Source organism: Chryseobacterium angstadtii, from assembly GCF_001045465.1.
Taxonomy (GTDB): Bacteria; Bacteroidota; Bacteroidia; order Flavobacteriales; family Weeksellaceae; genus Chryseobacterium; species Chryseobacterium angstadtii.
The window spans coordinates 111,981-124,076 of sequence record NZ_LFND01000002.1 but is presented as its reverse complement, the minus strand read 5'-3'; the positions used below and the strand labels follow the sequence as shown (position 1 = coordinate 124,076).

Below are 12,096 nucleotides of genomic sequence, written 5' to 3'. Positions count from 1 at the left end.
TTTTATAAAATCAAAAAAGCCATCAGAAGAAATCCTGATGGCTTTTAAAATTTGATATGAAGAAACTAGTTATTACTGTAAAGCAGCTAAAAGGTTTACTCCATCTACTGTAGCCCATGCTCCGGGAGTAAGGGTTACTTTGGTAACTGTAGCTGTATTGGTGAATGTTTTAGCACCGTTTGGAGTAAATGCATATCCCCAAACTCCTGCGTTATCAGAGTTTAAGTAAGTAAGAGGAGCTACAACCACTTTTCCGGTATTCACTTGGCTTGTTTCTGTAGCAGCATCCTGGATTAAAACTGCGTAAGCACTTTTTCCACCCATATTTTTATATCCGCTGATGTATACATTAGAGAAAATACCTGTACCTTGTCTTTTGAACTGGATTGCAGAAATTTCCACTGAACCTGCAACTTCAGGATTTGTATTGGCATCTCTGATCAATGTGATATTGGAAATTTTTGGAGCTGTATTGTCTACATTCGCAGAAGCTTCAATCTCCATCCCAAAGTTTCCTGTTCCTGTCTGGAAAGCGTACCAGTTGGTGTTATTTTGTCCGCTCCAGGCATCCTGCCAGTCAAATGAATCATCATAGTTTCCATAGGCTACAAGGTTTTTAGCACTAACGGTTCCTCCAAAAAACTCAAAACCATCATCAGTTCCTTTGTAAGATACCAGGTTTTCAAGAGTAGTTCCTGCTCCTACAGAATAGAATGTCATAGAATTGGTTTCAGAAGTACCATCATTAATTTTCTTTCCACCATATTCAACACGAACGAATTTCATTGTTCCTGAATTATGGTTAGCATCATCACCTCCGTAATAAACGCTGTTTCCATCTTCAGATAAAGCCTGTGGTAATCCATTTACCGCTTTGATAGGGGCCTTACCGTATAACGTAATTCCACCCCAATCTCCAGGTTGTTTGTTAGCTGTCGTGAAAACGATAGGCTCGCTTGCAGTTCCTACAGCATTTATTTTTCCGTCTTGTAATATAACTAAGCTGCTTGATTTTGTTGTTACAGCATTAAATACAGCACCAGCTTCAATAGTAATTGTTGCCCCGTTTGTTACTTTTACAACACCATCAAGAGTATAATTCCCTTTTTTGATTAAAATATCTTTTGTGATTGTACCAGAAAGCGTTCCACTACCGCTAAGTACACTTTCCGTGGTACCTGGAGTAGTTACAGTTCCACTACCATTGTCTCCGTCATTAATTTCAATAGAGCATGAAGACAATGTTAAGCTCAATGCTAGAGCTAAGGAAAATAAGGATAAAAGATTCTTTTTCATTTTTATACTAAGATTTAATTTTTACGAATTTAGAAAGTATAGCCAACCGTAAAGTTGAAGTTGACTCCTGTGAAATAATTGTTAAGGGCATAATTGCCATTTGTTTTTACAGCATAATAACTGTTGTCTCCCAATTCTACACGATATTTACTGTTCAGGATATTTTGAACTCCCAGTTTAACATTCCAGTTTTTAGTGATTTGATTTTGGTATACAAAATCCAACTGATTAAATGGTTTTTCATAGTAATTGTCTGTTCCTGAACCTCCTACGGCATATATTTTTGATCCTGAAACATTATAAACAATTGAGAATGTACTGCTTAAATTTCTTGAGTTTTTATACTCATATTTTAAATCAGCATTGATTGTATAAGGAGCGGCTCCTTGTAATCCTCTTCTGCGTAGTTGATCATCAGTAAATCCAGGAAGGTTAGGTTTTTCTGTTTTAAGTTGATCAGTACCTCTTTTAACATCCGAATACATGAATGTAGCATTTGCTCCCAATGTAAACTTGTCTAAAGCTTCTGAAAATCTACCTAAATTTAGAATACCTTCTAATTCTACTCCGGCAAGAGTCGCTTTGTCTGCATTATAGTAGGTAATAACAACACCACTTGCATTTCCGGATGGCGCAATAGATTTTTCGATAGCATTATCGATTCTCTTTGCAAAAAGGTTCACAGCAAACATCTCTTTGTTTGTTGGGAAGTATTCCCATTTCAAATCAATATTATAGTTTTCACTGTTCTGAATAAACTGATTTCCTCGGACAGTTGTGTTATCAGGGTTGATATACTCAATTGGCATTGTTTCAATAAGGATCGGACGTGTAATGGTCTTACTTAATGAAAGTCTTAAATTATTTTTATTATTTAATGCTTTTTTGATGGAAAGGGATGGTAAAATATAATTTTTGTTTGGTGTTATATCTTTAACCCCTTCTTCTCCATTTGAATATCTGATTACACGCATGTCATTTTCAAACCTTCCACCAATTAAAATGTCCCAAGTTTCATTAGGCTTATAATTAAAGTTAAGATAGCCTGCGTTCACGAACTGATAAATATTTGACAAATATCCGTTAGGGTTACTTTCTTCTTTATAGAAAAGCTTATCATTTTGAATAGAGCTGTTAAAAGTAGATTGAGGCTGATCCACATTAATTTGAACAGGAGTATTAATTCCTTTTGGAGTACCAAAAATAAATCGGTACGAATTTTTTCTTATATCAGAAAAGCCATTATATCCAACAGATAATTGTATTGGATAATCCTTTCGGTCACCCTTATTTCCTAAGAAAACGGAATATTCTCCGAAAGCTGAACCATAAAATCTGCCATTAACATCCAGATATTGTCTGATGAGGTTACTTCCTCCATAGGAAAATGCAGCATTACTGTAGTCACTAGGTAAGGTAAGTTCGAAAATTTTTCTATCTGGTTGGCTATAATTATTGATTACATAACTACCTCCGGCTTTGAATAAATGACGTTCTCCAAGCTTTTGAGAAGCCGTTAGTTGTAGATTTAAAAATCTTGAAATATCCTGTTGATTTGTTCTGAAAAAACGCTTGTCTTCAACACTGAAGTTTTTGTATCCTGTAAAATCTTCAATTATATTTTCAGAGTTTTGTAAATAGATAGCATTAAGGCTGATATTTGTTCCTTTATTTTTATAAGCAGCCCCTAACAATACAGATGATTCAAGTTCATAAACATAACTCTTCTTGTTCAGTAAGTTACTTAATTCTATGATTTGCCCGTTATCTCTGAACTGGTTACTGGCTCCTTCTCTATATGAATATTTTGAACCTTGGTTTAAAGAGAAAAGGAATCCGATATTTCCTGTTTCACCTGCTTTTACTTTTTGTACCGTTGTGAAACCTATACTTGTATTTGGAAGAGACTTAACATTGTCAACATTCCATGAATCTTTAAAAGAATTAAGGGATTCGTCTTTTGTAAAGTTATGGGTATTGGGTCTGAAATCTCTAACCTCGTTAGGTAATCTTCTGTCTCTTGAGTTGAGTCCTAAGTATCCCTTTATTCCATCTGCTCCCTCAGCTACCTTAAAATTATCTCTGAAAGTACTCAAAGTATTCACTCCCACACTGAATTCCACCTTCGTAAATGGTTTGTCAATCGTAAGGGTTTCAATATCAAAAGTAGCTCCCGCAAAATCTCCGTAAAGGTTGGAGTTGAAAGTCTTATAGATATTCAGTTTTCCTACTACGTCCGTAGGGAACTGTTTCAGGGCAATAATCTTTTGGAATGGGTTGTTGGATGGAGATCCAAGACCGTTGATCAATAAGTAATTGTATCGTTCTTCAAGACCTCTTACGAAAAGTCCTCTTCCCTCTACTGTAGTAATTCCCGTTACTTTGGTAAGGCCTTGTTCTACGTTGGAAATTCCTTTTCTGGAAATCTCTTCAGCACTTACGGCCTGCTTTTGAATAATCGCTTTTTTTTGTTCTCCTAATACTGCAGTTTCCGTTTTCTTGTTGCTGCTTCCTTGGATTACTACGCCGTCAATCTTTTTTTCCTTAATGATCGTGTCCTGCTTCGTTTCTTGAGCGTAAAACATGGATCCGGATAGAAATATGACCGCGATGCTAAGTTTATTAATTCTCATTATTTTACTTACTTTGTTAACTAGATTCTTTCGGTGCAAAGGAATAAAAGATTAGTGGGGTAAGTGGTTTAGCGAATTTTAATTTTTTTTTAACTAAACATTAAGAAAAGGATATTATTGTTAACTTTATGTGAACGATAATAGATGTGTTCATCTGTGCTTTAAAATTTATTAACTTTGACTCAGTAAAAATTTAAAATGAACCAAAAGAAAATACTCTTAATAGACGACGAACTGGATATTTTAGAGATTCTGTCTTACAACTTAGAAAAAGAAGGTTATGATATCTATACTGCTACAAATGGTAACGAAGGTATAGATAAAGCCAAAGAAATCATTCCGGACCTTATCCTGCTCGATGTCATGATGCCGGAAAAAGACGGTATCGAAACCTGTCAGGAGCTTCGTAAAGTAAAAGAACTTCAGAAATCACTGATAGTTTTCCTTTCTGCAAGAAGTGAAGAATTCTCCCAATTGGCAGGATTCCAGGCAGGTGCCAATGATTATATCGTAAAGCTGATCAAACCAAAAATTCTTATCTCTAAGGTAAATGCTCTATTACAGCTTACTTCACAGGTTTCTGATAATGCTAAATTAATCGAAATCGGAGATCTGGTGATTGATAAAGACAACTTCAGGGTTTCAAAAAGCGGGCAGCAGTTCCTTCTTCCTAAAAAAGAATTCGATTTATTGTATCTTCTGGCTTCCAATACCGAAAAAGTATTCAAAAGAGAAGAAATCCTTGAAAAAGTATGGGGCAATGATGTGATTGTAGGAGAGAGAACCATTGATGTTCACATCAGAAGATTAAGAGAAAAACTGGGAATCAATACCATCCAGACATTAAAAGGAATCGGTTATAAGCTTATCGTTTAAGACCTTAAATTCCTACTTTTACATAACCAATAAAAACTTGTAAAATTGAAATTTTACAGACTTACACTCGTCGCCTCGTGTCTCCTGACACTGGTGATGTTTCTTTTAGTAATCATTTTTGATTCACTGAAGGATATCTATTACCAGACCCCTTTTTTTAAAATGGGGCTTTTTATTTGTCTGGTCCTTATTTTTATCATCAATTATGTAGTTCTTGAACTTCTTTTCAACTATTACGGAAAAAAGCAGGTTCGCGGGCTTTCACAAATGCTTCCTCAGGAAATTGTGAACGACAATAACGAAAATATCACCATCAAAGAACTTGGAGAAAGATTTTCGGATCTCAATCAGCAACAGGTAACGGAGATCGATATGATGAAGGAAATGGAAAGCTACCGTAAAGAATACATCGGAAACGTTTCCCACGAACTTAAAACCCCTTTGTTTTCTATTCAGGGATATGTGGAAACCCTTAGGGATGGCGGAGTAGACAATCTTACTATTCGCGATAAATATCTGGAAAGAATTGATAAATCTGTAGAAAGACTCATTGCGATCGTTACAGATCTTGATATGATCAACAGGCTTGAAGCGGGAGAAATCAGCATTACTTCCTCAAAATTTGATGTGAATCTGCTGATTAAAGAAATTTTTGAGCTGCTTGAATTTGAAGCGGAAAAGCACAATACCACCCTGCAGATTCAGACCCTTCATCCCCAGATTTTTGTGGATGCCGATAAACAGAAGATTTCACAGGTCTTTATTAATTTAATTTCCAATGCCATTCATTATGCCAACAGACAGGAAGCAAAAGTAGTGGTGAAAACCAGCGTTCTCAAAAATAAAGTTTTAATTGAAGTTATTGATAACGGGATGGGAATTAAGGCCGAAATTCTTCCAAGAATCTTCGAAAGATTTTACCGTGTGGAAACCAGCAGAAGCAGAAGGGAAGGGGGCTCAGGACTTGGACTTGCCATTGTAAAACACATACTGGAAGCCCACAACGAAAATATTACAGTAGAAAGTGTTTATCTGGAAGGAACCAAATTTAGTTTTATGCTTGAAAAAAGTAAATAATTTTGGTAAAATGTAAGAAAAAAAAATATTTTAAAAAATCCTGAAATATTTTTTTGTCACATGTCATTTATTATATATTTGCAACAGAGATTTATCATAATAATTAAGGCAAAAAAAGTAATTTAAGAAACTGATATGGTTTACAAGATCCGCGTAATATTAGATGCGAAAGAGGATATTTTCCGTGATATTGAAGTAAAAGGAAAGCAATCACTATGGAACTTACATTTGGGAATTAAAAGTGCGTTCAGTCTGCAGGGAGACGAACTTTCTACTTTTAATATGTTGGAAGATGACGGAACAATTGTTAAAAGTGTTCCCCTAGAAGATATGAGTGACGATGGTGATGGCGAAATTATGTCGGATGTATATATTGATGAAGCTTTTGGAAATGTAGGTGACAAAGCCCAGTTCCAGTATGGACTTCTTGATCTTTGGGAGTTTTTCTGTGAGCTTGTGGAGATCATTGAAGAGACAAAAGGAGTTAATTATCCTATCACTGTTTACAGATTTGGAAACGTTCCTTTAAAAGCACCAAGCAAAAGTGGTAGCGGAGGATCTAAGAAAAAATCTGCAATGCCTTTAATGGATGATGATTTCAGCTTTGATGATGACTTTGGAGGAAATAGTAACTTCGAAGATGAAGATGACGATAATTTTGATGATGAAGAAGAAGAAAACTACGACGACGATGTTTTCGAAGATGAAGAAGACAACGACGATGAAAGATAATATCTGAAAATAATATAAGAAGGCCCTGGATTTTTTATCCGGGGTTTTTTTTGTGAAAGTAGGATTTTGCTTCGCAAGTGAATGGTCAGTTTTTCACAGATATAAAATTCACCATTGACGATTCACAATTGACTCAATATTTGCTGCCAAGTCAATAGTGAATTTTATGACCATATATTTATTATTGACGATTAATCATTCACTTGCTAAGCAAAATTCACAATTCACCTTTACACAGTTCATTTTTCCTTACTTTTGTTAAAAATAAATGCATGAAGAAATTAATTCTACTATCAGTAATTGGTCTGGGAATTGTTTCCTGTACCACTCAAAATACAACAAACACTATGAATCTGCCGAAAGAATGGAAGCACACCACTAATATATATGAAGTAAACATAAGACAATATACCCCCGAAGGAACATTCAAAGCATTTGAAAAAGAAATGCCCCGCCTGAAGAAAATGGGCGTCAAAACACTTTGGTTTATGCCCATAACTCCCATTGCCCAGCAAAACAAAAAAGGAAGTATGGGAAGTCCTTATGCTGCATCCGACTATACTTCCATCAATCCGGAATTCGGAACCATGAATGATTTCAAACATATGGTGAATGAAGCACACAGATTAGGTTTCAAAGTCATTATAGATTGGGTAGCCAATCATACAGGATGGGATCATATCTGGACGAAAACTCACCCTGAATTTTATCTGAAAGACCCGGATGGGAAATTTCACATCGCTTCCGGAATGGATGATATCATAGAACTGGACTACAAAAATCAGGAGATGAGGCAGGCAATGATTGATGCCATGAAATTCTGGGTAAAAGAAACCGGTATCGATGGTTTCAGATGCGATCTTGCCTCGTGGGTAGAAGTAGATTTTTGGGAACAGGCTCGCCCGGAAGTGGAAAAAATAAAGCCACTTTTCTGGTTAGGAGAATTTGATGAACTGGAAAGTCCTGCCTATGGAAAAGTATTCGATGCCAGTTATTCATGGAAATGGATGCACAAATCTGCAGATTATTATAAGAAAAACGAACCTCTTCAGGAACTCAAAGACTTACTGAGACAATATTCAAACATCGGGGACGCCTCAATGCGGGCGTGGTTTACGTCAAACCATGACGAAAACTCATGGAACGGAACGGAATATGAAAAATATGGCGTGATCACAAAGCCCATGGCTGTATTTTCTGCTACCTGGAACGGCGTTCCTTTGTTGTATTCCGGTCAGGAACTTCCCAATATGAAAAGACTGGAATTCTTCGAAAAAGATGTTATTAAATGGAGCACTACTTACCAGATGGCTGATTTTTATAAAACCTTACTGGAGTTAAAAGCCTCCAATCCCGCATTAAGAGGAGGAGACAGCAACGTTTCCACTTATTTGCTGAATACGACGGCTAATGATAAAATTCTGGCCTATGTAAGAAAAAATGGAGCAGACGAGGTGCTTGTTGTTCTGAATATGTCAAAAGAACCCGTCAACTTTACTATTGAAGATGAAAATCTTTCAGGTACTTTTAAAAATGTTTTTGACAGAACAAAAAGGGACTTTGACAGCGGAAAATATTTCGTTTTGAATGTTTCGGACTATGCCGTTTTTGAAAAATAAATACTCATAAATAGAAGTTGAAATATATTCAGCTTATTATAAATATTCAATAGGGGCGGGCTTTAGCCCGCTTATTTTATCCAAAATCTGCAGCCGGCTTTAGCCAAAATTCATATTTTTGCCCATCATCTTCCCGGGAAATTAATACGGGAGTTTCTACACGAAAACTGTCACAACATGAACAAACAGGAATTACTAAATATAATAAAAACAAAAATTGCAGAGAAGATCCGGTATTTCGAAACGCTTATTGCCGAAACCCGTGCTTCCAGTAACGATACAAAAAGTTCGATGGGAGATAAATACGAAACCGGCCGCGAAATGCTTCAGCAGGAGATCAATAACCTCCAGAGACAGTTAAACGAATCTCTAAATCAGCAGTCAGTTATTCAGAAAATAAATACTGAACCATCGGAGAAAGTCCAAAACGGAGCCCTTGTAAAAACAGATAAAGGACTGTTTTATATTGCAGCATCTTTGGGTGAAATTGTATCAGAAAATCAGAAAATTATGACTGTTTCTGCAGAGTCTCCTTTGGTGAAGGCGATGTACGGAAAAAAAGCAGGTGAAGAATTTACAATTAATAATATAACTCAAACCATTCTGAATATATGGTAAACTGGTGTTTAGTTTTTTATAGGCCAGATTCTTAATGAAATAGATTGAGGTGTTTGCTGGCATATAAAATAAATAAATAGTTGTCCAGCCGGAATCCGGTAATAAAAAGAGGTTGCAGTTTATACTGTATCCTCTTTTTTAATTAAAAAAACTGTTGATAAAGAAATATTTCAGAATTCCTGATTAAACGATTAATTTTTTATAGGATTTCATGTTTAAAATATTTAATCAAATGAAATGGTTATGAAATTTTATTTAGTATTTTGATTCAATTGAATTGATATTTTTTGTTAAATATTTGTTTTCTATTATTATGTTATATTTAATTATTTAACTATAATTATGAATTTTAATTTAAAATAAATGAAATTTTATTGTTTTTGCATAGGTATTATTATTAAATTTGGTAACACTCCAATAAAACAATATAAATTTTTATTTATGAAAAAAAAATTGACTTCTGCGATTTTTATTCCGCTTTTAATAAGTGGGATTTCTCTTCAGGCCCAAAAATATGTTGGGCAAAGAATAAACAGTGAAGACGGAAGATCATCACTGATTATCTTTAATCCCGGAGCTGCTGCTAAAGAGGTAGCCTTGTCTGATAATGAAAGATTCTTTTCAGAGGTTTTAAACCTGCCGGCCGGATCGAAAATGGTGAAAACCGAATCTGCCAAACTTTTCAGCGATTTTTCCGATGAAAGGTACCAGCTTTATCACAACGGAATTAAAGTTGAATTTGCCAGATATACCCTGCATTACATAAAAGGCAGCCTGGTAAGTATGAATGGCGAAATGTACGATACTTCTGATATCAATACCCAGGCCGATGTTTCCGAATCTGAAGCCCTTCAGAAAGCCATGAAATATATAGGCGCAAAAACCCTGATGACCAATACCGAATATGGAAGAGAAATTGGATATCAGCCTAAAGGAGAATTGGTTTTAATTCCGGTTGAGGCTGCCAACGGAAAGTTCAGACTTCTCTTATCCTATAAATTCGACATTTTTTCAGCAGAACCTTTTTTAAGATCCAATGTATATGTAGATGCGAAATCAGGGGCGGTGCTGCTTAATGATCCTATCATGAAGCATGCTAATGAGAATGTCCATGGAAATGAAACACATAATCATTCTGTGATAGGAGCAGAAAATAAATCAAAAGAAGACTTTAGATCTATTTTTGTTACTGCAAATGCCGAAACAAGGTACAGCGGAACAAAATCTATTGAAACCACCCTTCTCAACGGAAAATATGTTTTAAGAGACAATACAAGAGGAGGAGGTGTCAATACATACAACAACGGAAATAGAGCATATACCAACCTTGTAAAGACCGATATTACAGACACTGATAACAACTGGACAGCGGCAGAACATAATGCCAGTGGTAACGATGTAGGACTTGATGTTCATTGGGGAGTGGAAAAAACATATGATTATTTCAAAAATACATTCAACAGAAATAGTTATGATAATCAGGGAGCTGTTCTCAATAGCTATATCCATGTATCAACTTCCTGGGAAAATGCAGCCTGGATCGGAACTGCAATGGTGTATGGTGATGGAGCAACCACTTTTAAACCGCTTGCAGCCTTTGACGTTACAGCCCATGAGTTAGGACATGCCGTGTGCGGATCTACAGCTCAGCTGGCCTATCAGAGAGAATCCGGAGCTATGAATGAAGGTTTTTCCGATATTTGGGGAGCGGTGGTTGAAAATGCATATGCCCCGGAAAAACAAAACTTTTTAATTGGGGAGGAGATTACAAAAGTATCCCCCAACTATCTGAGATCTTTGAGTAATCCAAACTCAGGTCTGTCCAAACAGCCGGATACTTATAAAGGAACCTACTGGAAAGATGCAACCACTACAGGATGTGTTACGCCTAGTCAGCAACAGAACGACTATTGTGGCGTTCATACCAACAGCGGTGTTTTAAACTTCTGGTTCTATCTTTTAGTAACAGGAGGTACCGGAACGAATGATATAGGAAATAATTATAACGTTACAGGAATAGGATTTGAAAAAGCAGCAAAAATAGCTTACAGACTAGAAACCTCTTATCTTACAGCCAATTCTAATTATACGAATGCCATGACCTATGGAATTCAAACGGCAAAAGATCTTTTCGGTGCAGATTCTGCGGAACATAAGGCTACTCAGAATGCATTTTATGCAGTAGGTTTAGGAACCGCCTACTCAGGGACTCCGGTTACCGATACTCAGGCACCTACAGCACCTCAATTGGCAGCGTCAGGGACAACCCAGAACTCTACGTCACTTTCATGGAGCGGATCCACAGATAATGTAGCGGTAACAGGCTATGACGTGTATAGAGGAACAAGCCTTCTTGGATCTACGACAGCTACCACTTATACAGTAACAGGACTGACTCCGGCAACTGCGTACAGCTTCACGGTTAAAGCAAAAGATGCGGCAGGAAATATTTCAGCGGCAAGTAATGCAGTGAGTGTAACAACTCAATCGGGTACGGCTGTTACTTATTGTTCGGCTTCTGCAAACTCTACTGCGGATGAACGAATCAGTAATGTGAAATTTGCAGATATCAATAAAGCTTCAACAGGAACCACGGGATATGAGAATTTCACTTCTGTTATTGGAAATGTCACAAAAGGAACTTCTTACACAGTGACTATAACTCCTTCCTGGACTTCTACAAAATACAGTGAAGGATATGCTGTTTATATTGATTATAATGGCGATGGCGATTTCACAGACACCGGAGAACTGGCCTGGTCAAAAACGGCAAGTACAACCTCTCCTGTATCCGGTAATATAACCATTCCAAGTACTGCTGTTACGGGAGATACAAGAATGAGAGTCATAATGAAATACAACGCGGTGCCTTCCTCATCTTGTGGAACATTTAGCTACGGACAGGTTGAAGACTATACCCTGAGAATAGCTTCCGCAGGTACTATCAACTCCATCTTTGCTGAATCTTCAGTAAATGGAAATAATGCAATCAGCGTGTATCCGAATCCTGTAAAAGATGTGATTAAGATTAAATCCGGCTCCGGGGCAGAATTCAAGTATCAGCTTACCGATGCCCGTGGAAGTGTAGTGCTTTCCGGAGAAACAAAATCTCAATCTATCAACGTTGAATCATTGCTTCAGGGAGTATATGTACTGTCATTGGACAATGGAAAAGAGAAAGTAACCCAGAAAATTATTAAAAATTAATCATTGATTTTTAACGGATTCTAAGGGATTCAATAAGA

Annotated in this window: 8 protein-coding genes; 6 read left to right on the top strand and 2 right to left on the bottom strand. The window is 36.5% G+C overall.

Annotation, left to right across the window (positions count from 1 at the left end; genetic code table 11):
* Nucleotides 1-72 precede the first annotated feature (72 nt).
* Both ACM46_RS05850 and ACM46_RS05845 read right to left on the bottom strand, forming a co-directional pair.
* Nucleotides 73-1,296 (bottom strand): hypothetical protein, encoded by a 1,224-nt coding sequence (locus ACM46_RS05850; RefSeq protein WP_048505712.1) that lies wholly within the window; start codon nucleotides 1,294-1,296, stop codon nucleotides 73-75.
* Nucleotides 1,297-1,325: 29 nt separating this feature from the next.
* A complete protein-coding gene (locus tag ACM46_RS05845) occupies nucleotides 1,326-3,929 on the bottom strand; it encodes a TonB-dependent receptor plug domain-containing protein (protein ID WP_048505711.1) in 2,604 nt (867 codons plus the stop codon).
* A 198-nt stretch (nucleotides 3,930-4,127) separates the two neighbouring features.
* On the opposite strand from ACM46_RS05845, the gene ACM46_RS05840 reads away from it, so the two are divergent.
* The 6 genes from ACM46_RS05840 to ACM46_RS05815 all read left to right on the top strand — a co-directional run bounded on the left by ACM46_RS05840 (nucleotide 4,128) and on the right by ACM46_RS05815 (nucleotide 12,058).
* Nucleotides 4,128-4,805 (top strand): response regulator, encoded by a 678-nt coding sequence (locus ACM46_RS05840; protein WP_048505710.1) that lies wholly within the window; start codon nucleotides 4,128-4,130, stop codon nucleotides 4,803-4,805.
* Nucleotides 4,806-4,850: 45 nt separating this feature from the next.
* Entirely contained in the window at nucleotides 4,851-5,882 is a 1,032-nt protein-coding gene (locus ACM46_RS05835; protein ID WP_048505709.1) for a sensor histidine kinase, read from the top strand.
* A 135-nt stretch (nucleotides 5,883-6,017) separates the two neighbouring features.
* On the top strand, nucleotides 6,018-6,614 hold the full coding sequence (locus ACM46_RS05830; protein WP_048505708.1) for an IS1096 element passenger TnpR family protein: 597 nt from the start codon (nucleotides 6,018-6,020) through the stop codon (nucleotides 6,612-6,614).
* 272 nt (nucleotides 6,615-6,886) lie between these two features.
* On the top strand, nucleotides 6,887-8,233 hold the full coding sequence (locus ACM46_RS05825; protein WP_048505707.1) for an alpha-amylase family glycosyl hydrolase: 1,347 nt from the start codon (nucleotides 6,887-6,889) through the stop codon (nucleotides 8,231-8,233).
* A gap of 177 nt (nucleotides 8,234-8,410) precedes the next feature.
* Nucleotides 8,411-8,851 (top strand): hypothetical protein, encoded by a 441-nt coding sequence (locus ACM46_RS05820; protein WP_048505706.1) that lies wholly within the window; start codon nucleotides 8,411-8,413, stop codon nucleotides 8,849-8,851.
* Between the two features lie 441 nt (nucleotides 8,852-9,292).
* The gene (locus tag ACM46_RS05815; RefSeq protein ID WP_048505705.1) at nucleotides 9,293-12,058 is read left to right on the top strand and encodes a M4 family metallopeptidase; all 2,766 of its coding nucleotides are present in this window, start codon (nucleotides 9,293-9,295) and stop codon (nucleotides 12,056-12,058) included.
* The last annotated feature ends 38 nt before the right edge of the window (nucleotides 12,059-12,096 follow it).

Bases quoted from the DNA above. Each gene is read 5' to 3' on its own strand.
- ACM46_RS05845 (WP_048505711.1), bottom strand. From the start codon at position 3,929: ATGAGAATTAATAAACTTAGCATCGCGGTCATATTTCTATCCGGATCC.
- ACM46_RS05850 (WP_048505712.1), bottom strand. From the start codon at position 1,296: ATGAAAAAGAATCTTTTATCCTTATTTTCCTTAGCTCTAGCATTGAGC.
- ACM46_RS05825 (WP_048505707.1), top strand. From the start codon at position 6,887: ATGAAGAAATTAATTCTACTATCAGTAATTGGTCTGGGAATTGTTTCC.
- ACM46_RS05820 (WP_048505706.1), top strand. From the start codon at position 8,411: ATGAACAAACAGGAATTACTAAATATAATAAAAACAAAAATTGCAGAG.
- ACM46_RS05840 (WP_048505710.1), top strand. From the start codon at position 4,128: ATGAACCAAAAGAAAATACTCTTAATAGACGACGAACTGGATATTTTA.
- ACM46_RS05830 (WP_048505708.1), top strand. From the start codon at position 6,018: ATGGTTTACAAGATCCGCGTAATATTAGATGCGAAAGAGGATATTTTC.
- ACM46_RS05815 (WP_048505705.1), top strand. From the start codon at position 9,293: ATGAAAAAAAAATTGACTTCTGCGATTTTTATTCCGCTTTTAATAAGT.